The organism is Pseudomonas sp. SWRI92, from assembly GCF_014268685.1.
Lineage (GTDB): Bacteria > Pseudomonadota > Gammaproteobacteria > Pseudomonadales > Pseudomonadaceae > Aquipseudomonas > Aquipseudomonas marvdashtae.
This window is the reverse complement of record NZ_JABWQY010000011.1, coordinates 61,190-82,554: the sequence shown is the minus strand read 5'-3', so window position 1 is coordinate 82,554 and position 21,365 is coordinate 61,190. Positions and strand designations below refer to the sequence as shown.

31 protein-coding genes are annotated in these 21,365 nt (G+C 59.8%); 1 reads left to right on the top strand and 30 read right to left on the bottom strand.

Features of this window, described 5'->3' with window-relative positions; genetic code table 11:
* Window positions 1-9: 9 nt before the first annotated feature.
* The 17 genes from HU762_RS17770 to HU762_RS17690 form a co-directional block, all read right to left on the bottom strand.
* The gene (locus HU762_RS17770) at window positions 10-348 is read right to left on the bottom strand and encodes a phage tail protein (protein ID WP_186639206.1); all 339 of its coding nucleotides are present in this window, start codon (window positions 346-348) and stop codon (window positions 10-12) included.
* Window positions 348-3,392: a phage tail tape measure protein gene (locus tag HU762_RS17765; protein WP_186639204.1), complete on the bottom strand. Its 3,045-nt coding sequence runs from the start codon at window positions 3,390-3,392 to the stop codon at window positions 348-350. Before HU762_RS17765 ends, HU762_RS17770 begins: the two co-directional genes overlap by 1 nt.
* A gap of 27 nt (window positions 3,393-3,419) precedes the next feature.
* Window positions 3,420-3,692 carry a DUF1799 domain-containing protein gene (locus tag HU762_RS17760; RefSeq protein ID WP_186639384.1) on the bottom strand — a complete coding sequence of 91 codons (273 nt, stop codon included), beginning with the start codon at window positions 3,690-3,692 and terminating at the stop codon, window positions 3,420-3,422.
* 47 nt (window positions 3,693-3,739) lie between these two features.
* Window positions 3,740-4,123, bottom strand: a complete 384-nt coding sequence (locus HU762_RS17755) for a phage tail assembly chaperone (RefSeq protein ID WP_186639203.1) — start codon at window positions 4,121-4,123, stop codon at window positions 3,740-3,742.
* A 9-nt stretch (window positions 4,124-4,132) separates the two neighbouring features.
* Window positions 4,133-4,780, bottom strand: coding sequence for a phage tail protein (locus tag HU762_RS17750; protein ID WP_186639201.1), 648 nt, complete (start codon window positions 4,778-4,780; stop codon window positions 4,133-4,135).
* A 69-nt stretch (window positions 4,781-4,849) separates the two neighbouring features.
* Window positions 4,850-5,266 carry a phage tail terminator-like protein gene (locus HU762_RS17745; RefSeq protein WP_186639200.1) on the bottom strand — a complete coding sequence of 139 codons (417 nt, stop codon included), beginning with the start codon at window positions 5,264-5,266 and terminating at the stop codon, window positions 4,850-4,852.
* Entirely contained in the window at window positions 5,263-5,919 is a 657-nt protein-coding gene (locus HU762_RS17740) for a hypothetical protein (RefSeq protein WP_186639198.1), read from the bottom strand. The genes HU762_RS17745 and HU762_RS17740 overlap by 4 nt, the downstream gene beginning before the upstream one ends.
* Window positions 5,916-6,287, bottom strand: a complete 372-nt coding sequence (locus HU762_RS17735; protein WP_186639197.1) for a hypothetical protein — start codon at window positions 6,285-6,287, stop codon at window positions 5,916-5,918. Before HU762_RS17735 ends, HU762_RS17740 begins: the two co-directional genes overlap by 4 nt.
* Before the next feature lie 3 nt (window positions 6,288-6,290).
* A complete protein-coding gene (locus HU762_RS17730) occupies window positions 6,291-6,794 on the bottom strand; it encodes a DnaT-like ssDNA-binding protein (protein WP_186639195.1) in 504 nt (167 codons plus the stop codon).
* A 3-nt stretch (window positions 6,795-6,797) separates the two neighbouring features.
* The gene (locus tag HU762_RS17725; RefSeq protein WP_238340402.1) at window positions 6,798-7,109 is read right to left on the bottom strand and encodes a hypothetical protein; all 312 of its coding nucleotides are present in this window, start codon (window positions 7,107-7,109) and stop codon (window positions 6,798-6,800) included.
* Between the two features lie 50 nt (window positions 7,110-7,159).
* Entirely contained in the window at window positions 7,160-8,128 is a 969-nt protein-coding gene (locus HU762_RS17720; RefSeq protein ID WP_186639193.1) for a major capsid protein, read from the bottom strand.
* Between the two features lie 11 nt (window positions 8,129-8,139).
* Window positions 8,140-8,850 carry a hypothetical protein gene (locus HU762_RS17715; protein WP_186639191.1) on the bottom strand — a complete coding sequence of 237 codons (711 nt, stop codon included), beginning with the start codon at window positions 8,848-8,850 and terminating at the stop codon, window positions 8,140-8,142.
* A gap of 39 nt (window positions 8,851-8,889) precedes the next feature.
* Window positions 8,890-9,978 carry a minor capsid protein gene (locus tag HU762_RS17710; protein ID WP_186639189.1) on the bottom strand — a complete coding sequence of 363 codons (1,089 nt, stop codon included), beginning with the start codon at window positions 9,976-9,978 and terminating at the stop codon, window positions 8,890-8,892.
* Complete coding sequence (locus HU762_RS17705; protein ID WP_186639187.1) at window positions 9,953-11,413, bottom strand: DUF4055 domain-containing protein; 1,461 nt, start codon at window positions 11,411-11,413, stop codon at window positions 9,953-9,955. The genes HU762_RS17710 and HU762_RS17705 overlap by 26 nt, the downstream gene beginning before the upstream one ends.
* Window positions 11,410-12,711: a terminase family protein gene (locus HU762_RS17700; RefSeq protein WP_186639185.1), complete on the bottom strand. Its 1,302-nt coding sequence runs from the start codon at window positions 12,709-12,711 to the stop codon at window positions 11,410-11,412. Before HU762_RS17700 ends, HU762_RS17705 begins: the two co-directional genes overlap by 4 nt.
* Window positions 12,698-13,159: a DUF2280 domain-containing protein gene (locus HU762_RS17695; protein WP_186639183.1), complete on the bottom strand. Its 462-nt coding sequence runs from the start codon at window positions 13,157-13,159 to the stop codon at window positions 12,698-12,700. The genes HU762_RS17700 and HU762_RS17695 overlap by 14 nt, the downstream gene beginning before the upstream one ends.
* 31 nt (window positions 13,160-13,190) lie before the next feature.
* The gene (locus tag HU762_RS17690) at window positions 13,191-13,814 is read right to left on the bottom strand and encodes a putative metallopeptidase (protein WP_186639181.1); all 624 of its coding nucleotides are present in this window, start codon (window positions 13,812-13,814) and stop codon (window positions 13,191-13,193) included.
* Window positions 13,815-13,840: 26 nt separating this feature from the next.
* On the opposite strand from HU762_RS17690, the gene HU762_RS17685 reads away from it, so the two are divergent.
* Window positions 13,841-14,095 carry a hypothetical protein gene (locus HU762_RS17685; RefSeq protein ID WP_238340401.1) on the top strand — a complete coding sequence of 85 codons (255 nt, stop codon included), beginning with the start codon at window positions 13,841-13,843 and terminating at the stop codon, window positions 14,093-14,095.
* A gap of 31 nt (window positions 14,096-14,126) precedes the next feature.
* Here the strand turns inward: HU762_RS17685 and HU762_RS17680 are convergent, their stop codons facing one another.
* From HU762_RS17680 to HU762_RS17625, 13 genes are all read right to left on the bottom strand, one after another.
* Window positions 14,127-14,381, bottom strand: coding sequence for a hypothetical protein (locus HU762_RS17680; RefSeq protein WP_186639179.1), 255 nt, complete (start codon window positions 14,379-14,381; stop codon window positions 14,127-14,129).
* Window positions 14,378-14,569, bottom strand: a complete 192-nt coding sequence (locus HU762_RS17675; RefSeq protein WP_186639177.1) for a hypothetical protein — start codon at window positions 14,567-14,569, stop codon at window positions 14,378-14,380. The genes HU762_RS17680 and HU762_RS17675 overlap by 4 nt, the downstream gene beginning before the upstream one ends.
* Window positions 14,566-14,691, bottom strand: a complete 126-nt coding sequence (locus tag HU762_RS26910; protein WP_272976149.1) for a hypothetical protein — start codon at window positions 14,689-14,691, stop codon at window positions 14,566-14,568. Before HU762_RS26910 ends, HU762_RS17675 begins: the two co-directional genes overlap by 4 nt.
* Before the next feature lie 57 nt (window positions 14,692-14,748).
* The gene (locus HU762_RS17670; protein WP_186639175.1) at window positions 14,749-15,069 is read right to left on the bottom strand and encodes a hypothetical protein; all 321 of its coding nucleotides are present in this window, start codon (window positions 15,067-15,069) and stop codon (window positions 14,749-14,751) included.
* Complete coding sequence (locus HU762_RS17665) at window positions 15,066-15,395, bottom strand: MFS transporter (protein WP_186639173.1); 330 nt, start codon at window positions 15,393-15,395, stop codon at window positions 15,066-15,068. Before HU762_RS17665 ends, HU762_RS17670 begins: the two co-directional genes overlap by 4 nt.
* Before the next feature lie 92 nt (window positions 15,396-15,487).
* The gene (locus HU762_RS17660) at window positions 15,488-16,315 is read right to left on the bottom strand and encodes a putidacin L1 family lectin-like bacteriocin (RefSeq protein WP_186639171.1); all 828 of its coding nucleotides are present in this window, start codon (window positions 16,313-16,315) and stop codon (window positions 15,488-15,490) included.
* A gap of 9 nt (window positions 16,316-16,324) precedes the next feature.
* Entirely contained in the window at window positions 16,325-16,513 is a 189-nt protein-coding gene (locus HU762_RS17655) for a Com family DNA-binding transcriptional regulator (RefSeq protein ID WP_186639169.1), read from the bottom strand.
* A 791-nt stretch (window positions 16,514-17,304) separates the two neighbouring features.
* Entirely contained in the window at window positions 17,305-17,850 is a 546-nt protein-coding gene (locus HU762_RS17650; protein ID WP_186639168.1) for a hypothetical protein, read from the bottom strand.
* A complete protein-coding gene (locus HU762_RS17645; protein ID WP_186639166.1) occupies window positions 17,847-18,497 on the bottom strand; it encodes a recombination protein NinG in 651 nt (216 codons plus the stop codon). The genes HU762_RS17650 and HU762_RS17645 overlap by 4 nt, the downstream gene beginning before the upstream one ends.
* Complete coding sequence (locus tag HU762_RS17640) at window positions 18,497-18,898, bottom strand: recombination protein NinB (RefSeq protein WP_186639164.1); 402 nt, start codon at window positions 18,896-18,898, stop codon at window positions 18,497-18,499. The genes HU762_RS17645 and HU762_RS17640 overlap by 1 nt, the downstream gene beginning before the upstream one ends.
* Window positions 18,899-19,082: 184 nt before the next feature.
* The gene (locus HU762_RS17635; protein WP_186639162.1) at window positions 19,083-19,622 is read right to left on the bottom strand and encodes a hypothetical protein; all 540 of its coding nucleotides are present in this window, start codon (window positions 19,620-19,622) and stop codon (window positions 19,083-19,085) included.
* Entirely contained in the window at window positions 19,619-20,407 is a 789-nt protein-coding gene (locus HU762_RS17630; RefSeq protein WP_186639161.1) for a hypothetical protein, read from the bottom strand. The genes HU762_RS17635 and HU762_RS17630 overlap by 4 nt, the downstream gene beginning before the upstream one ends.
* Window positions 20,394-21,365: a phage replication protein gene (locus HU762_RS17625; protein ID WP_186639159.1), complete on the bottom strand. Its 972-nt coding sequence runs from the start codon at window positions 21,363-21,365 to the stop codon at window positions 20,394-20,396. Before HU762_RS17625 ends, HU762_RS17630 begins: the two co-directional genes overlap by 14 nt.

Genomic DNA, 21,365 nt, shown 5'->3' with positions numbered 1-21,365 from the left:
GGTTGCTCCTTATGGATGGAAGGCCCGCGTGAAGGTGGCCGTCAGTTTGAAAACACCGCCCCCCACCGGAGTTGGCACAGGATTGACGCAATCGAAAAGCCCCAACTCACCGAGCGGGGTTGTCCAGAGGAAAGCCTTCGTGCCTGCGTGCCGGTCCAGAAAGCCCATGATCTGCAGCACGCTGGTCTTCGACCCGGTGTAGGTGATCGGGTAGGAATCTTCCTTGTTATTCGGCCCGTCGCCGGCGGTCTGCTTGTAGCCGTCGCCGAACTGCGCGGTGCGCACCCGATAGGCAATCTCGGGTGCGTCTCCATGCTGGGTGGGCCAGGTAAATGTCTCGATAGCCATCAGCCCCTCCCGTTGATAACGCGCCAGATGGCGCCGCCTGGCTGCAAGCCTCGGGCGATTGCTGTTTCGGCTTCGGTCTTGGCCGCTTGCTGAATGCCCCTGCCAAGCTGCGTCGTGTCTTCCGTGGTGGTCGCGCCGCCGTCACCAGTGGTCTGCACGGAAACTGCCACGGGGAAGTTGTAAACGTTCCCGCCACCACTGCCTCCACCGCCAATAGCCCTCACACCCAGTTGGCCGCCGGCCGTGCGGGTCAGCGGCATGATCGCCTCTTCCCCAGCCTCGCCCATAACACCTACCCCGCCACCGGCCATACCGAACGCTGTCGGCTTGCTCACGATGGAGTTGGTGAAGGCTGCGCCATTGGCGAACATCTGCACGCCGCCCGACCAGGCGCCGCCCTTGGCCTGAACGCTGCCTGGAGTGAATCCCGATAGGTCGCCTGAATACCCGGCCTGGGTTGAACCAGCAGAAGACGCACCACCAAAGTACGAACCAGCAGCGGATGCTGCCAGGCCGAACAAAGCACTGAGCCCTTCAGACGCCGCAGTCCTTGTCGCGATTCGCGCCATATCGGCAAGCACGGATTTCGTGAAATCACCAAACGACAGCTTCCCGGTCATGGCGAAGTTGACGATGGCGTCTTCCATTGAGCTGAAGGCATTGGTGAACAGATTTTTCGTCTGTCCAGCCACGTCCCGTGCCGACTCCAGATAGTTCTGCCACGCCGACGATGCGCCTGCGCTCCAGCTACCCTGGGCGTCGGTCATGTCGTTGAAGTTGGCTTGAACAGTTTCGTGCAGATCCTTCTGCGTGGCTTTCAACGCGTTCAGCTTTTGGGTGTACTCGTCGAGGCTCATTCCGCGCGATCCGTCACCATACTGATTTGCCAGATCAAGCCGCTGCTGATCGATGCGGTCGTCAATGCCGTTCTGTTGATCCGTCAGCCCGCGTTGCCGATCGCCTTGACCGAGGCCAGACGCCGCACGGATACCTTGCTGCCGAAGCGTATCGACTTGCTGTTGCAACGCACTGGTGTACGTATTGACAGCCAGTGTCTGCTTGCGAAGCCGGCCTTCTTCGTTGGTTGCGATGATCGAGAGCTGGCTGTCCGTTTCCTGCTGAGCCTTGACCATTGCCGACCGGGCGTCACTGATCTTTTGATCGATCTGGATGACCTGCGAAGCGGTGGTACCTTTTTTGGTCTTGGCTGCCTCCAGTGCCGCTATTTCAGCCTCATAGCCCTGAGCAACTTCACCGGCTTCCTGCTTCAGCAGGCTGACGCGCTGCTCGGTGTAGCTGGCTTGGCTGATCACGCCGGCTCGCTGCGCCGCCTCCAGCTCCTTCTCGGCGTTCTTGTAATAGGCGAGTGTTTCGGCAAGAACGTTTTTTGCTTCGTTAAAACCGGTCAGATTGACGCTGCCGGCCGACGCCTTCGGGTCCTTGAATTTGGCGTTGATATTCGCAATGTTCTTATCGATCGCCGACTGCTCGAGGCGTGCGTCGTTTGGGCTGACCTTGCGGATGTCTTCGAGCTGCTTCCTGTAATCCTTTACTGCCTCGGCGCGCTTCTGCTCGTTGGTCAAGGATGACTTCGTGAGCGAATCGATTTTCGCCATGGCCGAAACGGCGCTCAGTTGCGCCTTTGCCTGCTCGCCCTCCCACTTGGCTATGTCGGCCTCAGCGTCGCGCTGGTCCTCCAGCATGCTCAACCGGCTCGCGTAGAGGTCGATCATCTCCTGCCTGTTCTGGAACAGGCCGACATCGCCGGATTGCGCAGCAGCCAGGTTCCGCTGGGCCTGCTCGATATCCGATCCGATATCCTGACGACCCAAGCTCTTCAAGCGGTCAGCGGCTGCGGCTACAGCGTTATAGCCCTTCTCCCAGAAGCTCAGGTTTTCAAGAATCTTCGGCGTGCGATCGTTGATGGCGTCCGCATATTGCTCGGTCGCCAACTTCACGGCGCCTGCATGGTCGCCCTGCTCTTCCAACGCAGCGATTTGCGAATAAACCGAGGCGGTCAGATAGTGATATTGCTCATTGAGCGCAGCGGATGCCTTTACCGGGTCGTCTGCCAGCTTGGTGAACTCTGCAACCGTCTCGCTGACAGCCTTACCGGTGGCCTCCCGCATCGACACGGCAGCCTGGGTGATGCTCAGAAAGCTGTCACTTGCGATCTTGCCATTCCCGGCGAGCAGCGCTAGCACTTCAGCAGCCTGCCCGGTCGTGCCAACGGTTGCGCCGACCTGGCGCGCCATATCGCCGAGTTGGCCAGCGCTCACGCCAGCGTAGTTGCCGGTCAGGATCAGTGATTCATTGAAGCTGTCCTGCTCTTCGCTGCCCTTGTAATACGCCACACCGAGAGCACCGACAGCGGCTGTCGCCAGGGCAATTGGAGCCAGGATGGCAAGCAATCCCGCAGCGGATGCGCCAGCACCTGCACCAAGCTGGGCGACAGCGCGAACACCGCTCCCCCAGTCACCCGAAGACAGCGCGTTGCCGAGCTGAATGACGTTTTCCTGAGCCTGGCGTGAGCCGAGCCGCAGCTTGTCGAAGCCGCTGGCGGTCTTTTCGAGCTTGGCGTAATCCTTGTCGATCTTGCCCAGCGATGCGTTGTACTGGTCCTGGCTGATTCGGCCAGCATCCAGATGCTTACCCAGGTCCTCAACCTGCTTATCCAACTTCGCCATAGCGGCGCGAGCCGGATCGATGGCGCCCAGCAGGCTGTTCAACGCCTTCTGTTCGTCCATCGTGGACTTGGCAAGGGCGACCTGTTGCTTGTCGAGCTGGGCGGTGATCTTGGTGAACTCAGCCTCGCCATAGGCGCCGGTCTTGGTCAGCTTCGCCAGGCTGTCGCGCTGCTTGCTCAGCTCTTGCGTAGTTATAGCCCCCTTTGAAAGGGACTTTTCCAACGCATCCATCTCTTGCATCAGGCCGACTGCGGATTGCTCCGCGCGCTCACCGGCCTTGGTCATCTTGTCGAGTTCGACGGTCGCCCGGGCGGTGTCAGTTGAGTCGACGCGGATTCCGAGCTCTGCGATATTCATCAACTCACCCTGAATAAGTGCCCGTTCTCACGGGCGGTTGTCACGCATGTCAGCTAGTACCGCGAGGGCTTCCGATTCCATAACGCGGATATCCTGAAAAACTGTCTGCCGTTCCTTTCCAGGCACGCCGACCAAGCGCATAACGCTGGGCAGCACGCCGTAGTCGAGGCCAGTTGCGCCGCACGCACCGGTACGCCATTGCGTCCCCATGGCATCCATGACGAGAAATGAGAGCCAAGCATCCGGCCAGACCTCAAACGTTTCGTCATAGTCTTCAGGGGAGAAGCCGAACACGGCCAGCTCTTCGGCCGTGGCGGCAGGCTCGTAGAGCGCCCGGGCGGCGGCCGTCAGTTTCCCAAGCGAGCCTTGCCGAAGGCGTCGCTGTAGGCTTTCACCACGGCATCAGAAACACCCACGCAGCTCTTCACCAGGGCAGTGATGGATTCATCGTTGAGCTTGTCGCCGAAGCCCCAGGAAACGACCAGATCACGGATTTGATCGACACCCTGCTCTACTTCCGCCGCCGTAATTTCCGAAATGGTCGGCTCAGTGCCATTGAGCCGATCATTGAGAACTTCCGCCTTTGCCTTCCAGGTATCGAACAGTTCAGCCAAGGCGGTGCGGTCGCGATAGCGGAAGGTAAACGGCACCATGGCCGGCTTGCCGCCAACCTGTGGAATTGCTACGTCGACCGTGAAGGTTGGCTTTGGCGCGATAGAAAACTTTGCCATGAGGCCTCCTTAGGCGTTGTAGCGAGTTGGACGGGATGCGAACGACAGGGTGATGGTCCGGGTCATGATGTTGTTCCGGCTCAGCGTCGGGGTCGCGGTAATCGACACATAGGCGTAGTAGAGAATGGTCGAGCCGGACGGGAGGTTAGCGCGAATCAGCCGCGGCTCCTTGTCCTCGTCCGCAGCCTCAACGAACGCAACGAATGCCTGGTTTGGATCATCCGCCACCGGCAGCGTCATGCTGCTGGCCGACTTGGTGGTAGGGAGCTGGCGGTCGTCGTCGTCCTCCAGGAAGCCGTAGGTGAGAAACTGCTGCTCACCGCCGTTGGCCGCCGGCTCAGTGATCTGAGCGATCTGGGTCCAGCCAGTAGCGGAACGGACAGAGCCGGCGCCCGAACCTGCCGGGAAACTCTTGACGTTGGTAGTGTTGATCCCTTCCGCGGCGAAGTCGCCGACGTCGGAGTCAATGACCCGAGCCGGACGGCCGTTGAGTTTCGCCCAGCCCGAGTCAACGACGATGATGTCGCCATCGGCCAGGCCATGGGCCGCTGCGGTCAAGACAGCCGGGTTCGCGTTGGAGATTGCAGTGAACGGCTTCGCAGCGCTCATGACGCTGGCGATTTCAAAGGTAGTGCCGTTGGGAATAGAGACGCTCATGGGTTTTCCTCTGTGCAGAAATGACAAAACCCGCTCGATGGCGGGTTTCGGGGTTGCCCAACGGGCGGATTAAGTAGTGTCGGCTCGGTACTGGAATGACACGGGCAAGGCAAAGGCCGTGTCTTCGGTCTGCTCAGGCCCGGGCTCAACTGGCGTCATGATCAAGGCCGTGAGGCCGTTACGAATCAACCGATCGTTGAGCGGGTACAGCGCCGCAAGCTCGTCAGCGATCGTTTCCGCGCCTGACGGGCCATTGCCTGTCGGTGTCACGATGGTGATTTGAAACACGCCGGTGTAGAGCCTATGCGCGCCAGCCAGGTCGTTGCTGTCGGTACCGGCAGGAAGCAGGAATGCGCGCAGGTACGTCTCGTCGCTGCTGGGGGTAAACGCAACGTTCTGGAACGCGATGCGCAGCGCGGGCATTCGAGCGCTCGCCCAGGCATTCAAGCGAGACTCCAGCAGGGAGCGGATGATCTTGTGGCTCATACCTGATTGTTCCTGATGGCTTCGAGGACGATCTGCTGGAAGCGGGCCACAGTGATACGGACCATGCCGCCGGGCGCCTGGGTCGAATGCCCAAACTCCAGCGGGATGGCATATGGAAGGTTGTTCACGATGAAAGCCGTCTGCCCTGCCTTGAATTCAATCGCACCGTTGACGAGCCGCGCCGTGGCAGCCTCGCCTGTCGGGTCTGGCTGAATTCTAAAGCTGCCGTCCGGATACCCTATAGAGAAATTCCAGTTCCCACGGAACCGGCCGCCAACATAATCCTTCCCGGCGACCAAACCGTTCACGTTGAAATTCTGGTCGCGTTCGGCCTTAGTCAGGGGCTTGGCGTATTTGACGCCGCGCTTCAGCTTTCCTGCCTTGGTGAAATTGCTATCGGTCAGGTTGATGACTGTATTTCGAACTGCAACTTTGAAGTCATAGTCATCAGCCGCCCGCGTATTGGCCTGTCGATGAGCGACGTTCGCCGCCCAGATCTCGGGATTTCCCACCGGTGACATGCGTATAACGCTGCTGCCGATTTCGATGATGATCTCTCGCAGGCTGGCGTCGATGGCCTCGGTGGCTTGCTGGGCGAACTCGGCGAGACTCAGGGCGAAGCTGCCGGACTGTCCAGAACCTGCCCTACTCATGATCTCACCTGCAGCTCGTAGAGAATCGGCGTACCGGCCGGGTTGATCTCTTTCAGCGGCGGGATGATTGACCAGGTGCGACCCTGGACTACAACCTTGTTCAACAAGCTGGGTTTCCACTGAAGCCCTTTCGCGGCGACCTTCAGCTTCTTGTCACCCTGCTGGATCAGGCTGTTGTTTTGAAACTCTTGCCCGGTGAAGTCGAGCAGAATGCCCTGGGCGGTCTGCTCAATGATGGTGTCTGGCGGCACGGTGCCTGTGTCAGGATCGTACTCACCAACCTTGATGTCTCGGATGATTACGGGCTGGCCGTACTGAGCAATCAACCGCAGAGCGGTGGCAGCCATGCGGTCGTAGAACTCACTCATCGGTCAGGCCCTTATGGCGAACAGCCCACGCTTCTGGAGGTAGTCGGCGAACTGTGTCCGGCTTGGCCGGTCAGGCGCCGCTGGCAACAGCTTGCCGCTGGTGTTGGATATCGTCGCGTATTCGGTATCGACAGCGCCTTCCACGCGCTCGCGGATGACCGCACCCTTTCTACTTTCCACAGGGTCGATATCGTCCTGGTGAATTTCGGCAGCCAATGCCATCTGGCCGTACTGAATCCGCGCAGGAAGGTAGTTGTCCGGCTTGATCTCGCAGTCCAGCTCAACACCTCGACGCGGCCAGGCCAGCGCCTGATCGCTGCTCATCTTCCGACCTTTCCAAGTCATGCCATCCATCGCCAAGGCGGACCGGCGAAGCAGAGCCTCTCGCGTGGGAACGTCAGCAGGAATGACGACGCCGAACTTCACGGCATACAGCGTCAGGTCCTCGGCGCTCGCGTAGCTTTCGGCGTCAGGCTTTCCGGTGCCGTCCTCAATGATCAGGGCCATGAGTTATTCCGCAGGAATGAGTTTTACAAGGTCAGCTTTCGGCGCCTTCGGGTCGAACTCGAAACCCTGGGCGGTCAGCCATTCGCGCAATTCTGCCACACCCATCTTCGCCGGATTGGTTTCGGCTGCTACTTCGGCCCCTGCATACTCAGGCTTCAGCTTGGCCTTGGGAGGATTATCTGCTTCATTGTCGCGGCTTTCGGTAACGCTCGCATCGATGATGCGCAGGCCGGCCTTCTTGGCCAGCGCCTTCACATCGTCTTCGTAGCGGTGGAATGGCCCCGGAAGGTACCAGATGTTTTTATCAGTCATCATTGCTACTCCGCTGCGCCAGGGCTTTCGGCCCCAGCGCAGTCATTGAAGGGTTACTTGGAGGCGTCACCGATCAAAGCCACACCAGCGGTGTGCTTGATGCTGGTAGCGGTCTTGTCCCAGTTGGTACCGGTCGCCAGCTCGGCGTCGGTTGGCGACTTACCGCCAGTGGTGGTGTCCCAGGTATAGCCCTTCAGGCCCAGACCGAAGGTGTAGTCGGTTTGCAGCGTGGTTTCGATACGCTCCTTGCCGTTGTCGGTGGACACGTTCGAGATGATGTCGCGGCCGTCGTGGACCAGCGCCGCGCCCTGCACCAGCGACAGGATGATTTCCTTGTTCGGGGTGCCGGCCTGCATCAGTGCCGGGGCGTCCGTCACAACGGAGATCTTGCCGAGGATGTCGACCACACGGACGTTGCCCGCCTGGAACAGCTGCTGCTGGTTCGCCAGGTTCTGGCCTACCAACTTGTGGTAGCTGGTGCCCTGCATCACCTGGGTTACCAAGTTCTGGCTGGCGTCACCGAACTTCGCGTGTGCGTTGTTCAGGCCGGCGTAGGTGATGCCGTCGGTAGCCGACACATCGTTGACCGCGGCGGCCTGGGCAGTGATCGCAGCTACCAGGGCAGCGATTGCGGTATTCAGCTGGTCCTTCAGCAGGATTTCAGCGAACGCTCGGCTCGCAACCTCGATGCCTTGCGCGGTTGGGCGCTGCAACCAGGTCATCTGCGATGGCTCATAGCGGATCGGACCAAAGCCGCCGGCGACTTTCACCGATGTATTCTTCAGCTCGGTCAGGTCGGTGGCAGCGACAGCGGAGTTTGCGCTATAGCGATCCACTCGGCGCTGAGCAGCGGCAAGGGTCTGAAAGAACGACTCTTGGAGGAAGTCGCCAGTGAAGCCGTCCGGGGACAGCACGATTGCGCCGCGGCTGGCGGCGTTGAACGCGGCGAGATACTGATCCAGCGTCTCGAGAGTCGCCGGCATGATGTATTCGTTGAAAACCTGCATTTGCGACAGGGACATGAGTTATTTCCTTACGATTGTGGGAGATCCGGGAACCGGCTCGCGATTGCTGCCTGTCGTTCCTCTTTGGTGCCGCCGATTTTTCCTTTTGCGGCCCCGCCGCTACCTCCAGCACCGCTGGCCCCGCCACCAGATGCCTTACTACCCGCGATCAACGGCGCAAAGGCCGTATCGTTTGCGAATTCTGCTTTCAGCTCATCCAGCGTTGCCGCCGAGAGCTTGCCCTGCTGGTCGAGGACGACCACGACAGGCTTCCCGTCCCGTTGCTCGACGCTCAACCGGCGCTCGATGTGCGGCAACAGGGCTTTGGCGCTGCCCGGGATTGCCAGGGCAGACGCGATATCGGTTGCGGTACGGCCCACGGTCAGATCCCGGATCTGCGTGCTCAGCGTGCCGCGTTCCTGTTCCAGCAGGCCGTTCAGCTCAGCTTCTCGGCGGTTGAATTTCTCGGACCAGGATTTTTCGAGCTCTTCGACGTTGCCCGATTTGCGGGCAGCTTCTTCGCGATCCAAGCGAGCCTGTTCCTCGGCATCCTTACGGGCTTTGTCGGCTGCCTTCTTTTCGTCCAGCAACTCCTGGACCTTGGATTTCAGGCCAGATACGTCTTCTGGCTGCGGCAGCCCCTCAATGCCGAGGACGAACTTGCCATCCTTTTCGGTGTAAAGAGCGCGCACGGTGTCATCCACCCCTTCCAGAGTGTCCAGCTGATATTTCAAACCCATTTTCTTGTCTCCCAGAGACGTTGGTGCAGGCCCTGCCTGCTATTTGATGCCCGCCCGCTCGAACGCCAGAGGCTCAAGAGCCTTCATCTGCACAAGGGTCAGAGGTGAAAAGTTTCGATCAAGCTGCAGCTCGGAGAAGCGCTCGATACTCAGACCACCTTCGCGGAAAAGCTTTGCGCGAACCGGGCCGATGGCCTTGTCTTGAAACACCGCCGGCTGCTGCTTGAGCCAGTCGTAATAGCTTAGGTCTGCCCTCACCTGCTGGGCGCCGCCGTCGCCGATGGATGCCCGGGTGGCGTCCTTGGCGAACAAGGCGCTGAAGCGCGTCACCGCCACCACCGTCGAGCGGCAGTTGATGTGGATCGGCGGCCGTGGGCCCTCCGTCAGCTTGAACCGGCGCTTATCGAGCGTCCGGCACTGGCTGGTGGTCTTGGAGTCCAGGGTGCTGACCCATTCCACCGACTGCACGACGTCGGCGTTCTCCTTCAGCGTCTCCATGCGCGCCTGGGTGGCGACGTGCTGCACCGCCGTTCGCACGATGGCGCCAGCGTTGCGGTTGGTCGTAGCCAGGATGCCGTCGTTGTACTGGAGCGCCTTGGTGCCCCGGATATTTTTGATGATCTGGAAGTTGGTTTGGCCTTCGAAGAAGCCCTGCCTGATCGCGCCTGTAAGGCGTTGCCGCTCCGTGTCGGTGAAGCCATCAATGAACGACTTGAGCAGCTTCCCGCCGTCGGCACCGCGCACGCTGAGCGGATTGGTGAGGATTGCCGCCCTGATTGCTGCAGCACCTGGCACCGCCGCGTCGAAGGTGACGCCCACCGGTGCCGCTCGCGTCAGGCTGGTCGCTTCGAACTCGGCCTCGTAGTTGGCGATATCCACCAGGTCGAGGTTCAGCTTCTCGCTGTACCGGTCGAAGATACCCAGCAACAGGCTATCCACTTCGCTCAGCAGCCGCTCCAGGCGGGCGACGGTGTAATCCGTCAAATCCGCCCGGGTCAGCCGCTCACGAACCGAGCGGTCGATCTCCTTGAGGAATGGCGCGAACTTGGCGACCTCCCCTGACTTCAATTGCTCCAGGAACACGGCGTGCCGGATGGTGGCATCAAGGATTGCTTGGTTGACCGCCATTTAGGTTTGCCTCGTCGTCTTCCAGGTCAGGCCCAGTGCTTTGCGTTTCAAGCTCGCCCCGAATGTCGTCGTCCGTCTTCTCTGGGTTGATCACGCCGCGATCACGCAGGTACTGCCAGAAGTCTCCTTCCGGTAGCTTGCCTCCCTGCACCGCGTTGAACAGCGCCGCTAGGATCGTTGCGTCCAGAGTGATCTGGCTGAAGTCTTGGTTGAGCTTGTAGACCACCTCACCGGGCGCGTTCACGAACTCAGCCATCCAGACAAGGCACTGGCTGTACGCCTCGCTGACGTTGCTCACCACCAGGGAGAGAACGCTGTGTTCGGCGGCGCTGTCGTTGTCAGCCTGGGTTGCGGTTTTCACCGCGCTTCCACGCTCGATCAGTCGGGCGCCGAGGGACACCATGTCTTCTTTCTTGGCGTCCATGGCTTCTTTGGCGACTGTGTTGGGCTGCGCCTGCCAGACGCCACATGTGCCGCCTACCGGAAGCATCCATGGCGCGCGGGAACCGAGGAAAATACCCCCGCTCTCCATGTGATCACGCCACTGCTCATCGAGCCCGGCCATCCATGGCTGGGGCTGGCCTACGAGATAAGCCGCCTCTTCATAATCCGCACTGTTGCGGTAATGCCCGATATTAACTTCGGCCATGTCGTACAGCGGCGAGTCGTCGATGCTGGTGTCGTTGTTCTCGCTGCCCAGGAACTGGAACGGAATAATTCGCCATGGCTGGCCCGAGCCGCTCAGTGGGGCGAATGGCGCCACAGTCATCTCCGTCTTGCTGGAACCCTCTTCCCAAACTTCCTGGGTATAGACGCCGGACATATCCAGGCGCAGCACGCGATATTGGGTAACCTGCTCACTGCCGAACCCGTCATCAGTATCGACGTCAATCTTTTCGCGCAGCACAACCAGGCTCAACAGGTGCTGGCCGCCCACTTGGCGCGTCTTCCAGTTGATGATTGATTCAGCTGGGTAGCTGGCGACGTTTGCGCGGGCGCGACCGGCCTGCTCGTCTGCCTTGCTCACAGTGCCAGGCTCGACAGCGGCGTAATCCACCAGCAGACCGTGACGGCCGACCTCGAGCAAATGCCCGATTACCGACTGCGACTGCTGGTAAACGCTGACACCCTGCCCGTCGATGTCTTTCGTCACGTAGTCGAGCGCACCGGGAACAGTCAGTGTTGGCCAGGTGCGGAACACCGCACCCACCAGGCTGTGTTTCGTGCGTCCGGTAGCGTTGTAGAACACAGCGCGCTTCTTGTACGCGTCGTAGCGGTCCTTGTTGTCCTGGGACTTGTCCGAGGCATTCGGCCTGGGCAAGTAGTAATCGCCGGACGCCTTTACCGTTTCCGAGCCCTTGCAGACGTCGCGCACCAAGCGCCAGCGGTATTTCGCCGCCGTGTACTCGGGACGGGTGAAAGTGACGTCCGTCATCGAGCGACCCCCATTTTCATTGCGGTGACCGGTTTGATGATCGGGTACTCGCGGTGGATGAAGTATCCGCCGGCGTCGTTCGCGTGATCGATGCCGGCGGTTTTGTCTGGCTCCCCATTCGTGCCCCACACCTGCTGCTCCAAGCCATCGGCATAGGTTGGGCAGGTGAACGGGTTGACCAGGTAGCGCCGCTCGCCCTGCGCATTGCAGAAGACGGCGTTCATTGCGTTGATTCGGTCCTTCACCGGCGGGTTTGCCGCTGGAGCGATAACCGCGAACCCGGCCTGCTTGAGCATGGCCAGGTCGGTGATGCTGGCGTTGACGGACTTGCGTGAATCGCCCGAGGCATCCGGATAGATTCTTATCTCGCACGTCTTCTTGAAGTCGTTTCCGTCGTGCTGCCAGTACCGTTCCTTGATGCGACGGATCATGTCGGGCGTGTCGTAGCCATCGATCAGCTCATCGACCGCCCTGGGCATGCCGTGGTCGCGCTTGACGTGGGTGATCGCCGCCATCTTGCCGACGTTGAAGTCCATTCCGATAAACAGTGGTTCGCCGGGCTGCACGGTATCGAAGCAGCCGTTGAGCTTGCGGTCGTAGGCCGTGTAGATCGTTCCGGATGTCAGGTTGACGAACTGGCCCTTCAGGTACGCCAGGATCAACTGAGGCGGATACGACTCCATCAGCGATTCGATGTAGTCGTCGGGCAGGTTCAGCTCGTTGTCGAACGTGCTCGCCTGGACCAGGCCGTACATGCCCTTCAGCGAAGGCTTATCACGCAACTGCTTCACGAACTGTTGGAAGACGAACTTGAAGCCTTCCGGCGTCGTGGTGACGTCTACCCCGTTCTTCAGCCCGGGCAGGTTGTAGCGCATCCGGGCGATGATCTTGCGCCAGGCCTGCTGCGCCTTGATGGCGGTCAGCACGTCCAGCTCATCCACCAGGGCGTGTCCGATCTTGAAGCCGACGATGGTCTGCGGCTTTTCCATCGACCGGCAAATCACAGTGCCGCGGTACTGCCGGCCGCTGTAGATGTGAACCTCATGGTTCGCCTGGTTGATCTTTGTCTTCAGCCCCCAGTCATAGGCCACCTCATCCATGGTCGGATAGAAGATGTCCCGGATCTGCGGGTATGTCGGCGCGAAGTACCCAGCGTTGACGCCAGGCCACTCCATGAAATGCTTGCTCAGCGCCGAGCAGCCCACCCAGGTCTTGCCTGAGCCGAACCCGGCCACAAACGCGCGGAACTTGTGGGGCAGCGTGAGGAACTGAGCCTGGGGAACGTTAAGGCTCGGCATTCGGCTTCCTCGCGTCCACTACGACGACCTGGATGCGAGTCGGGATCACCGGTTCGTCGCCGGACTCTTCCTTCCGGTGCCGGTTGACGTAGATATCGCCACACTCTTTGGCGGCCTGTTCCAGCAGTTGGGCAGTTAACGCAATGTTCCTCATGCTTTCGGCCTTCTCGGCCATACGCCCAAGCGTTCGCAGTCGATGGGCGCGGTTGGCGATTGGTATCTCCGCCGTCTCCTCCCTGAAGCGCTTTCGGGTGTCGTGAAACAGGGTCACCCATTTCGCCGCAAGCGTCTTGCTCGCCCGCTTGGTCGCGTCATGCGATTCGCACAGCTGACGGGATATCTCAATGCCGAACTCTTGTTTGACGGCCTCCACCACCTGCGAAGGGGTGTCAAAGCACGCCAAGGCCTGAACGATGAAGCCTTTCACCTCATTACTCAGGGTTGCCATAAATTGAATTCCGTCTAGTGCCTGTCAAATTTCAGGCCAACTTGAGCAGACAGGTTCCGCAGGCCCTCGCAATGTTCAATTTCCCCACCTCAGCAGGACTGTTTGCAGCATCCACCAACGCCTGAACGTCAGGGCTCGCGCCATAGCGACGGACCACTCCGACGAACTCTTCGACATCGTGTGAGCGCATCTCAAGCTTGGGCAATCCTTCCTGGGTGAACTTGGGCTGGCCGTACCCATCACGCGCTTGGGCGATGTGGTACAGCTCATGCTCAACCAGGGCACAGAAGTCGGTGTCGCTGCACTGGGCGCAGTAGTCGGCTGCTAGGGTAATGATGTAGCTCGGCACATCGCCGAACCAATCACGCATCTGTTGCTCCATCCTGGCTTTCTGCCAACCACCAGCGCGAAACGCCACCTGCTCAGCCTGGCCCAGGACGGTGCGGCCCTGCTTGTTGAAGCTCGACGAAGCCCACATGACCTGGATGTCTGCATCCAGTAGGTGAGCATGGTCTTCGTTGTGAATGCTGCCGGTATCGGAAAGGATCTCGGCTTGGAGCCATTCCCACACTTCAGGTGCAGGGGTCAGGCGGATGCCTAAGTCGGAGAGCTCCGACAGTTCAAGCAGTGACGAGGGAGGGTATGGCCTGTCCACGGATCACCTTGAGCTTGAAATAGTGGATGGTTGCCGGTATTGGTGAAGATCAACTCAACAGCAAGGAAAGCAAAATGTCCGACACCCTACTGAACGCAATCACAAGCGCTGGCGAGAGCCGGAAAATCGATGCTGCAGAAAAGCGCGCTTATGCCGTAGCGGCAGCTCTAGAAGTGATTGCCGCAAAGGCCTCTAGTGCCGACGCAACCAATTTGGATCGTGAAATCGGGAAGTTGTCCGAATACGCCGACCGCATCCAGGAAGCGCTGAAGGTGAAGTGATACACCCGTGCCGCACTCACCTGCGGCACACCTACCCTTCTCCGTTATCCACCAGCACATCAATCAGCTGCTGCTCACCCAGACGCATCGCTCCAAGGCATTGCAGGTCGTCGCATTTGGGGCCGAGCCCGAACACAGTCACCTGGCCTTTCGGACCGATCAGTGTCAAGGCGCCCACGGTGCATTCCGGATGCACACCAGCGTCGAGGTCTTCAGCAATCTTGCGTAGCGTCTTGGCGGCGTCGCGCCACCCCTCACGCTTGAAGTCAATCAGCTTGGCGGTCATGCCTTCACCATGATGTGGGTTTGTGCGTGGGCGTGTCCGTGGAGCTCGGCGACGATCAGGCCCTGGGGAAGGCCGGCGGCCCGGGCAGCGTCTACCGCCTTGGCGATGGCGCTATCCAGATCGGTCAGGGCCTTGTTGATCTCCTGGCTCATAGGGAGAGCGTGGCGAAGGCGGGTTACGTTGGTCATGCCAGCACCACGCGGAAGTGAGAGGCGATCCAGATCAAGCCCTCAATCACGGCCCAGCCTCCAACCGCACACAGGACACCGAGCATGATGAAAGCGCCGGTCATATCGGGTAACTGACCCATAAGGATTCCTCTCCAGTGTCGCGACACAATTTGCTGATTCGCGAAACGTGTCGCGCTCTATCGCTTCTTCTCGCAGCCCATGCAGTGCTCGCAGTTCAGGTGGCGGCAAATCCAGCCCTTCACCCGCTGCCAGTACGTGACCATGAACAGATGGCGGATGCCGGCCAGAGCCAGGGCGATGTGCAGGGTCAGGCCGGCTGTGGTCGGGCCGAACAGGAAGCTGTCGTGCCGGGTAGTGACCACGTAGGCGCTGATGGCGATCGTCGAGTAGATCAGCTTCCCAAGGATGCCGTCCTTCACCTTCCCGCTCACCACGCACCAGAACGCCCACAAGGCAATCATGCCGCAGGCGATGGAGTTGATCAGTTCAAGATTCATGGTGGATTGCCTCCCCCAAACCGCTGGCGGATGAACGCCCAGAGGTCAGCGGCTTTGATGGCCCGGGTGATGGCGGCGATAAGCGACCCGCCGAAGGTCCCCAGGAGGAAACCGACACCGGCAACACTGCGCGGCTCGACCACTCCGAAGTAGGAACTGATCAGGCCCGTCAGGTAATGGGCGCAGACGGCACCCGAGAAAATAAAGATGGCCCAGGCCTTTCGGTCTACCAGGTCATCGCGGTGCCAGAAGCTGGCGGCTATAGCGCCAAGCAGCCCAGCAAATGCCCAGTCGAGCTTCTCGAACAGGCGCTGTAAAAACTCCATGCCTTCGACTCCGACTGTGCATGATTGAATAAAAAAGGCCGGCGTAGCCGGCCAAACACTGGGGAGCATCATCGATACAAAAGTAGTCGGCTTTAGAAATGCCAGGTCCAGATGTCGTGGGTTTTCAAAGAGCCACCGTCGAACAAGCGAACAGCACGGTATTTCGGCGTGTAACCGAACCGCGCCCAAACAGGCAAATCCTTGATTACTGCCAGACCGCCATTCGGCTGCAAACGAAGAACTGCGTCAGGGTTTTTTGCGGTACCCGAGTTCCAGAGAACTTTGTTGCTGGCATCGTAGATCACAAAGTTGCCGTCGGCTTGGAACACCGCCCTCGCAGCACCTTTGTTCTGAGTGCGGCTGGACCACAGCATGCCCCCATCCGGACCGTAGCTCACGACACCGCCGTCGGCCTCAAACACAAGTGCGCAATTGCCTGTGGCATATCGAACCCCTCGTACCATTTCGAATGGACCAGAAAAGATCAACGAGTTCGTCGCGCCAGGTACCAGTGGAATCGACGGAGTGCCGTTCCAGATCGCTCGCGAGTCAAGAAGCACGATGTTCCCATCGTCCTGAAGGACCATATGGGTTCGGTTCCACTGGTCGTTACTGGTGAAAGTCGTGTTGTCGGTCAGCCAGGTGCGCTTACGAATCGGGTCGTCCAGGAACGCGCCGTATTGAACGTAGAGCTGTGGGGGTACCTTGTAGCGCAGGGGAACGTGCGAGCTGTAGGGCTGTGTATTGTCAGCTACCCATACCACCGCGCCATTGTCCTGCAGAACCAGGTTTCCATCAGCCTGAAGCAAAAGTTTGAAGCGGCCATTTGGCGAGAGAAGATACTGACCTGCGGTCATTGTTTGGTATGCGGGCAGAACTGAAGTACCGCTGCCGGCAAAGGGAATACGTGTACGAGCCATTTTATTACCTTAAGTCGAATGATTTTTCGCGGAGGATTCCGCATTCATGTCGCTCAAAGGCGATCGCTCGAGGCTCGGGGCCTTCACATGATTCAACGTCCCGCAACGGGAACATTTGATCTGGAGCTGGGTGTACTCGCCCACGCGGGCCAGTAGTCTGTTGCACTTTCCACATCTGCAATCTTTAAGCATCTGCAAAGCCTTGTCGTTTTCTGCTAGGCTCCGCCCCGCTCGCGCGAGCAGTGAGGGCCTTGGCTGGCTTGCAGGCTGGTTCTGCGATCTGGCGTCTCCCTTGGGTGTTCCCGCACCCTCTGGAGTCGCCCTCTCTTTTCTCCGCGCCGAAATGAAAAAGCCTCGAATCTGTCGGGGCTTTTTGCATTCCGGTGGGTATAAAAAAGCCCCTGCGAGTGCAGAGGCCCTGAATAGGCGCGCAGTCTTTCCCGCTGTCTGCCGTAGACCACCCCAGCGTCGACGCCCTATTGCATCGATCTCGCCTCTCAAGTCTCACGCCACCCGGAAAGCATGTGAGGTCAAGGTACGCGGGCTGCCGGTGTTATTTCCGTACGCCGTGCTGTCCGGCTAATCGGCGTCCAGGTCGTCCCGAGGGCTGTCCTGGCTACAGGTAAATTCGAGATATAAAAAAGCCCCGCTAGATGGCAGGGCTTTTGGGAGAGCAATCAGGCTCAAATCAGAGCGGCGGTCAAGCATGTTGCTACGATTCCGGCGCCAGCATTATTGATGGTTTCAAGAAACGCGGTGTCGATATTAGCCATTTCGCTAACCTCCTTCGTAGACGGAGCCACTACGGTTGGCTGTTGCATTTTCAGACCCAGATACTTCAGTACAACAAGAATCAGAAATCCAACAGCGCCGGCTACGAGCAACACACCTGACACTAATGCCGATAATCCCGATGGGATATGGTCATCAGTCCTACACACGCAGGAATGACAGGATTGGTGGATAATGGCTCATTGGATCACTTGCCGTCAAGCGGCTTGTGTCCCAATAAGTCCCTCTGCATCCAAAAGAACTTGGGCAGACACCAAAGCCTCATCCACCTCACGCTCCAGCGCCTTGCGAATATCCCGCCTCCACCGCTCCTGGGTCTTGATCGGGTGCGGCTCGTTCGACCAGTTGTCCATCTCGTACCATCCAGCTGGCAGGACGTTGGTCGACCGCTTCCCGTCCACGCCTGGCAGCTTTGGCAATGCCCAAGTGACGACGGCGCAGTGTAGGAACCGTTCAGGCGCCGGGGACCGCATGACCTTGGTGAGCTCCGCGATTGCTGCGTGCTTGCGCTCGGTGTGCGTCGAGAACTTCGCCACCAGCGCCCGCCAGTGGGCCGGAGAGAGCGACTTGTGCAGCCGGCCAAACACCCAGCAGTCAGTCAGGAATGCAGCCTCCTTACCGACGATCTCCCCCTTCTGCTTGGCGCACTGCACCCTTGGCTCGAAGTCGCAGCCGCCGGCGGAGTTGATGGTCTCGGCGGCCAGGGCCCGGACCACTGCTGAAACAACGTTGCGATAGGTCATGCTGCTTGCCCCTTCTTCAGTTCGCGGGTCTTGGCCCGGTATTCGGCGGTGATCGCTTTCAATTCTTCGACGGTGTACTTGCGCGGCTCATGGTCAGCCTCCAGCACCTCAACCGCCTCCAGGCCGATCCGGGCAATGAGGCCCGTGCGGAATCCTTGGGACACGGTGTACCCCTTCCGGGCGTGCATGTAGGAGCCCGAGTTACAGGCCTTGCATTGAAGCCATATGTTGGTTGGCGTCAGCCGTAACTCTGGCCTGGCGCCCTTACCCATGAAGTGGCCGGCATCGAACGCGCCCCCGACCTTCCAGCCCTGCGCCGCGCGGATCTCTTCCTGTCCCAGCCCGCAGCTGATGCAGCCGCTGCCGATGCTCAGCTCGTAGGTGCGCCGGTAGTCGCGCACGGCCTTCTCCGCATCCTTGAGGTGGTCGGAGCGACTTTTCAGGGCCTCCTTCCGTACCTTGATCTCCCGGCGCTCGACCTGAGCCAGGGACTTACGGGCCTTCTCTTGGTTTGCCTGGTTGTTTGGTGCATCGAGGATTGCGCAGGCCGGGCTGCATACGCGCTGCCCAAGGCGCTGTGGGACGAATGAGGCCCTGCATGTTTCGACCTTGCAGGTTTTCGGGCGGGGCTGTTTGGCTGCGAGCATCAATACCGCCCTCCCCACTTGTCCTGCTCCGTCCAGCGAACGCCATGCTCGGCGCCAAAGGCATGCATCAGCTCGAACAGATCGCTGAACCACTTCTGGGATTGCTTGCGGGTGGAGACGCCCAGGACCACGTAGCCGCCGTCGATGCCGGGCACCACGTCCTGCTTCTGGAGCGCAGAGCTGAAGACGTGCTTCCAGTCCTCGTCGCTGAGCTTTTTGCCGTACCACTCGACCTGGCTGGAGACGTCCTTGAGCATTGCCCACATTTTGCGATTGCAGATGTCCGGGCGCTTCTCGTCGCGGATCACCACCACCTTCGGCTTGGTCAGGTCGATGGCGTGCAGCACGCCGGTCAGTCGGTTTACGTCGCGCTGGTCGCGAAGCGTGTACTCGGGAGTCATGATTGCTCTCCCGTGGCGCAGGCCAGCGTTCGATCATGCCAAACCAGGCCGTGGGCTTTCGCCGCTATCGCATGACGGCGGAGACTTGGAATGTGGCTGTATCGGTAGTACTCCCACAGACAGTAGAAAGTCTGGAGTCGAGACAAGGCCTTTGCGATCAGGAAGCTCGGGCACTGGATGACGATCATGACTGCTCTCCCTTGCCAATGGCCGCGCCGGCCATTGGCTCATCACACATGAAATCAATTTTTTCAGGTGTCATCTGGCCCCATGAGCGCGGGAAAGCCTGGAGGTCATTCGCCAAGACGCTGAAGAAACGCCACCTCCCGGCGTCCTTGCGCAGTGCGGCCAGCTCTTCGGCGAATGCCGGCCCCTTCAGCCGATCCAGCTCCTGCTGCAAACCTTCCTTCTCAGACCTGTGACAGTTCCGCTCGGCCTGAACGCTGAGCTTCCAGGTTTCGATGTCTGAACGCAGAGCCTCGTTATCAGCCTTGAGCCGCTCAAGCTCGGTGCCGTGCTCGTCCCGATCGGGTATCAGCAAATGGCCGCCGCGGGCGAGCCAATCGTTCTCTGCCAGCAACAACAGCGCCACCTCCTCCATGGTTTTCTCACCCAGGAACTCTTGCAGCGCTTCGGTGTTGCGCTTCCAGTCTGCGCAGTCAGCCCGGTATGACGCGGCCTCTGCCCAAAGCAGCTTCTGGAGTTTTTGTTTGTCGATGGTCATGTCCGCGGCTCCAATTCCTGGGCCTGCTTGATCAGCAGCGCGCGGCGATCCGCCAGTTCGTTGGCAGCCTCAATCCGCATTTCGTCTTTTTTGTCAGCGCTGGCGGCACGCATCTCCAGCATCGAGGACTTCACCAGATGCAGCTTTTCGCGCAGGGCCGGAGCTGGCCGGGTGACAGCGCCAGTTAGCAGGCCCGCGATGGCCCGCCCGTCGTCGGTGATAGGCGTGACGCTCAGGTCGGCCAGGTACTTCTGGGCGTGCTCCTGGGGAATGCGCTTCAGCTCCATGGCCTTGGTGACGGCCTGGATACGGCGGTTGGCGTCAAAGCCCACAGAGACGTGCCAGTTGACCGGCCTGGCGTCATCCCTTGCCTGGCCCACGAAACGCTCGTACGCGCTAATGAAGGCCATCCGTGCGCCGATTTTGTCGCCAGCGTCGAGGACGGGCTTGGCGGCGGCCAGGGCCAACTGGATTTCATCGGTCAGCACCACGGTCTCGAACTCGTCGTTCGTGGTCATGGCGATGGCCCAGGCCTCGTCCTTGCCCGGGCGGCCGTCGGCAATCTGAACGCGCTGGAGAATGTCAGCCATTGCCAGCTTGCCTTTCACCTCGAAACGGCAGGCCTTCAACGCGGCTTTCACGACCGGCACCGGGTACGCACAGAGGTCTTCAGCCATCATCGCCGCCGTACCCGGGTTCATTTCCTGCCCCATGGCCTCGGCGGTGGCGCAGATGGCAGCGGCTAGGCCGGCGACCTGCTGGTCGTTCATTTCAAAGGTACTCATTGCGGTCACCTGCTTGGCGTTTCGCCAAAACCATCTGGGCGGCCTGCTCCGCAGCGGAAAGGTTCGCCTCGGTGCGCTCCATCTGGCGGGCTGTCGTTCCGTTGATGCGTTGACCGGTCACCCACTGGGTGTGGTAGCTCTCGGCGTTGGCCAGCAGCTCGTTGAGGCTGTGGCACTTGCGGAGAACGGCGGCATCGCTGGTTTTGAGGAAGTGGGCTGCGACGTGGTGGGCGACGTCGGCTCCAAGACGGTCGACCAGTTGGCCGAGCTGACCACCAACCTTGGCGTTCCAAACCGGCCAGGTGCTGTAGCGCTTGCGGTAGGCCATGGCGTAGTTCGCCCAGACCTTGAAGGTTTTGCAGGACTGGTCTTTGGGGCCAGGCATGTCGGCGGGGATCTCAACCCGTGGCCCATCTGTGCGATCAACCACCAGAACCAGATTGCGGGCCGGCTTGTCCGGTCTGCCTTGCAAGTCCTGACTGGTATCCTGATTGGTACCCTGATGATTGGTATCCTGATTTGTCGGAGATTTTTCCGACCCTTGATCGGATTTTTTTCCGACCTTGATCGGATTTTTTTCCGAGGTAGATCGGATTTTTTTCCGACCTTCATTCTTTGGCGGGGTCGGATATTTTTCCGACCCATCCAGCTTCCGGTTCCACTCGACCGCCTTCTCGGTCAGGCGAAACAGTGTGATATTCGAAGTACTGGAAAGCTCAATCAAACCGACCTCCTCCAGAGCCTTTAGCATGCGGTACGCGGTATCTGGCTTGTCAGTGAGCAGTGGCAGCTCCTCAATGATCTTGGCCTTGCTCAACGCGAAGAAGATGCCGTCGTCGGTCTTGATTGGCTTGGTCCAGCTTGGGCAGCCATAGACGAAGGCGAACAGCAGGGCCTGCTGAGAATTCAGCCCCCACTCCAGCGCCTTCACCTGGTTTATCGTGACGGTGTATTGCAT

Coding starts and splice junctions, on each gene's coding strand:
- HU762_RS17735 (WP_186639197.1), bottom strand. CDS start 6,287: ATGAGTGAGTTCTACGACCGCATGGCTGCCACCGCTCTGCGGTTGATT.
- HU762_RS17745 (WP_186639200.1), bottom strand. CDS start 5,266: ATGAGCCACAAGATCATCCGCTCCCTGCTGGAGTCTCGCTTGAATGCC.
- HU762_RS17750 (WP_186639201.1), bottom strand. CDS start 4,780: ATGAGCGTCTCTATTCCCAACGGCACTACCTTTGAAATCGCCAGCGTC.
- HU762_RS17720 (WP_186639193.1), bottom strand. CDS start 8,128: ATGTCCCTGTCGCAAATGCAGGTTTTCAACGAATACATCATGCCGGCG.
- HU762_RS17645 (WP_186639166.1), bottom strand. CDS start 18,497: ATGCTCGCAGCCAAACAGCCCCGCCCGAAAACCTGCAAGGTCGAAACA.
- HU762_RS17680 (WP_186639179.1), bottom strand. CDS start 14,381: ATGACCGCCAAGCTGATTGACTTCAAGCGTGAGGGGTGGCGCGACGCC.
- HU762_RS17625 (WP_186639159.1), bottom strand. CDS start 21,365: ATGCAATACACCGTCACGATAAACCAGGTGAAGGCGCTGGAGTGGGGG.
- HU762_RS17710 (WP_186639189.1), bottom strand. CDS start 9,978: ATGGCGGTCAACCAAGCAATCCTTGATGCCACCATCCGGCACGCCGTG.
- HU762_RS17715 (WP_186639191.1), bottom strand. CDS start 8,850: ATGGGTTTGAAATATCAGCTGGACACTCTGGAAGGGGTGGATGACACC.
- HU762_RS17660 (WP_186639171.1), bottom strand. CDS start 16,315: ATGGCTCGTACACGTATTCCCTTTGCCGGCAGCGGTACTTCAGTTCTG.
- HU762_RS17755 (WP_186639203.1), bottom strand. CDS start 4,123: ATGGCAAAGTTTTCTATCGCGCCAAAGCCAACCTTCACGGTCGACGTA.
- HU762_RS17725 (WP_238340402.1), bottom strand. CDS start 7,109: ATGATGACTGATAAAAACATCTGGTACCTTCCGGGGCCATTCCACCGC.
- HU762_RS17675 (WP_186639177.1), bottom strand. CDS start 14,569: ATGACCAACGTAACCCGCCTTCGCCACGCTCTCCCTATGAGCCAGGAG.
- HU762_RS17665 (WP_186639173.1), bottom strand. CDS start 15,395: ATGGAGTTTTTACAGCGCCTGTTCGAGAAGCTCGACTGGGCATTTGCT.
- HU762_RS17685 (WP_238340401.1), top strand. CDS start 13,841: ATGGTTGCCGGTATTGGTGAAGATCAACTCAACAGCAAGGAAAGCAAA.
- HU762_RS17635 (WP_186639162.1), bottom strand. CDS start 19,622: ATGACCATCGACAAACAAAAACTCCAGAAGCTGCTTTGGGCAGAGGCC.
- HU762_RS26910 (WP_272976149.1), bottom strand. CDS start 14,691: ATGGGTCAGTTACCCGATATGACCGGCGCTTTCATCATGCTCGGTGTC.
- HU762_RS17740 (WP_186639198.1), bottom strand. CDS start 5,919: ATGAGTAGGGCAGGTTCTGGACAGTCCGGCAGCTTCGCCCTGAGTCTC.
- HU762_RS17765 (WP_186639204.1), bottom strand. CDS start 3,392: ATGAATATCGCAGAGCTCGGAATCCGCGTCGACTCAACTGACACCGCC.
- HU762_RS17770 (WP_186639206.1), bottom strand. CDS start 348: ATGGCTATCGAGACATTTACCTGGCCCACCCAGCATGGAGACGCACCC.
- HU762_RS17650 (WP_186639168.1), bottom strand. CDS start 17,850: ATGACCTATCGCAACGTTGTTTCAGCAGTGGTCCGGGCCCTGGCCGCC.
- HU762_RS17730 (WP_186639195.1), bottom strand. CDS start 6,794: ATGGCCCTGATCATTGAGGACGGCACCGGAAAGCCTGACGCCGAAAGC.
- HU762_RS17670 (WP_186639175.1), bottom strand. CDS start 15,069: ATGAATCTTGAACTGATCAACTCCATCGCCTGCGGCATGATTGCCTTG.
- HU762_RS17705 (WP_186639187.1), bottom strand. CDS start 11,413: ATGACGGACGTCACTTTCACCCGTCCCGAGTACACGGCGGCGAAATAC.
- HU762_RS17700 (WP_186639185.1), bottom strand. CDS start 12,711: ATGCCGAGCCTTAACGTTCCCCAGGCTCAGTTCCTCACGCTGCCCCAC.
- HU762_RS17640 (WP_186639164.1), bottom strand. CDS start 18,898: ATGACTCCCGAGTACACGCTTCGCGACCAGCGCGACGTAAACCGACTG.
- HU762_RS17630 (WP_186639161.1), bottom strand. CDS start 20,407: ATGAGTACCTTTGAAATGAACGACCAGCAGGTCGCCGGCCTAGCCGCT.
- HU762_RS17695 (WP_186639183.1), bottom strand. CDS start 13,159: ATGGCAACCCTGAGTAATGAGGTGAAAGGCTTCATCGTTCAGGCCTTG.